The organism is Pseudomonas sp. HMSC057H01 (assembly GCF_001836405.1).
In the GTDB taxonomy this organism is placed as follows: Bacteria; Pseudomonadota; Gammaproteobacteria; order Pseudomonadales; family Pseudomonadaceae; genus Pseudomonas; species Pseudomonas aeruginosa.
Map to the genome: position 1 here is coordinate 1 of NZ_KV828503.1, position 1,726 is coordinate 1,726.

Below are 1,726 nucleotides of genomic sequence, written 5' to 3' on the forward strand. Positions count from 1 at the left end.
GAACGACCTGCAACAGAGAGGGCTGATCTGACGCGGCAGACCGAACGCGCCGAAGCAGCCCAGCAGTAACCAACCGATTTTCGCGAAAGCCAACAACCGCGGCAGGCCATCGGCTTGCCTGGAGGAAAGCATGGACAACAAACCTCTCATCAAGCCCGGGAAGCTCTTCCTGATCTGTATCGCGCTGCTGGCCTATGCAGGGTTGTCCGTCGCCCTGGTGGGCGGCATTGGGCCGGCCCTGGTCAGCAGTCGCGACGATGTTCTGGTCTTCGCGGGATTCGCCATCCCCGGCGTCTGGTTGATCGCCTCGGTCTGCCTCGGCATCCACCTCGCCAACACCCGCCGCGAAGAAGCGGCCACCACCAGCAAGGAGAAAGACCAATGAAGCGGATTCCCGCTGCTGCAATGCTGTGCCTGCTCGCCGTCCTGGCGGGCTGTTCGAAGGTGCCTGCCGGCAACGTCGGCGTGATCGTCAACCTCTACGGCTCCGAGAAGGGCGTGGAGACGCGCGAGGTCGGAACTGGGCGCTACTGGGTAGGCGTGAACGAGGAACTCTACCTGTTCCCCACCTTCACGCAGACCGAAACCTGGGGCGGCAAGGAAGCGATCAGCTTCCAGACCGTTGAGGGCATGAAGGTTGGCGGCGCCGTCGGCATTACCTACTCGGTATCCCCCGACAAGGTGACGACGCTGTTCCAGAAGTACCGGGCGGGAATCGACGAAATCACGAACAAGTTCTTGCGGAACATGGTGCGCGATGCCTTCAACGATGTTGCCTCGAAGCTTCCAGTCGAGAGCGTCTATGGCGCCGGTAAGGCGGACCTGCTGCTGGCCGTCGAGAAGCGCGTGCGCGACCAGGTGGCGCCCATCGGCATCAACATCGAGCGCATCTACTACGCATCCGACCTGGTCCTCCCGCGGCAGGTTACGCAGAGCCTGAACGCGAAGATCCAGGCCACCCAGATGGCCGAGCAGCGCCGTAACGAGGTCGCCCAAGCCAAGGCAGAAGCCGACAAGGAACGCGCTCGGGCCCAAGGGGAGGCGGACGCGAAGCTGACCCTGGCCACCGCCGACGCGAAGGCGATCGAGATCCGCGCCCAGGCGCTGCGCTCGAACCCCGACGTCGTGACCCTCAATGCCGTCGAGAAGTGGGACGGAAAGCTGCCCACCTACATGGCCAGCGGCTCCCCGCTTCCCTTCATCGGCATCAGCAAGTAGCCCCTCGCCCCGGCGCCAGCGATGGCGCCACTGGAGAAAAACATGACCACCAAAGCAAAGACCAAGAAGCAAGGCACCGCTCTCATCCTCAGGACCTGCAGCGCTGATCTCACCAGTCACGGCGGGTTTCAGTGGCCCGACAAGATCGGAGCAGTAGTCGAGGCCCCGGACTGGAAGAAGGACAACAGGTGCGGTCACGGCCTACATGGCTGGCTGTTCGGCCAGGGCGACCATGTTTGCAGTAGCACTGTCGGCGACGCCGATGCGAAGTGGCTGGTGGTTGAGGTCGTAATAGCTGACCTGATCGCCCTCGGCGGCAAGGTGAAATTTCCTCGCTGCACAGTCCGTCACATCGGGGACAAGGCAAGCGCAACACAGTTCCTGATCGCAAACGAACCACGCGCGGCCGGAGTTGCAGTGATCGGCGCCACCCTACAGGCAGGCGATAAGGAACTCTGTCAGGTAGGCGCATATGGCACCGCCACCGCCGGGGACTGGGGCACCGCCA

The 1,726-nt window shown here is 63.2% G+C and carries 2 protein-coding genes and 1 pseudogene; all 3 read left to right on the plus strand.

Annotation, left to right across the window (positions count from 1 at the left end):
* The first annotated feature begins 130 nt into the window (after positions 1-130).
* A complete protein-coding gene (locus HMPREF2581_RS20935; RefSeq protein WP_003085694.1) occupies positions 131-385 on the plus strand; it encodes a hypothetical protein in 255 nt (84 codons plus the stop codon).
* The gene (locus HMPREF2581_RS20940; RefSeq protein ID WP_023099124.1) at positions 382-1,218 is read left to right on the plus strand and encodes a prohibitin family protein; all 837 of its coding nucleotides are present in this window, start codon (positions 382-384) and stop codon (positions 1,216-1,218) included. Before HMPREF2581_RS20935 ends, HMPREF2581_RS20940 begins: the two co-directional genes overlap by 4 nt.
* A 42-nt stretch (positions 1,219-1,260) precedes the next feature.
* A pseudogene (locus HMPREF2581_RS20945) lies at positions 1,261-1,726 on the plus strand (hypothetical protein); the annotation flags it as partial.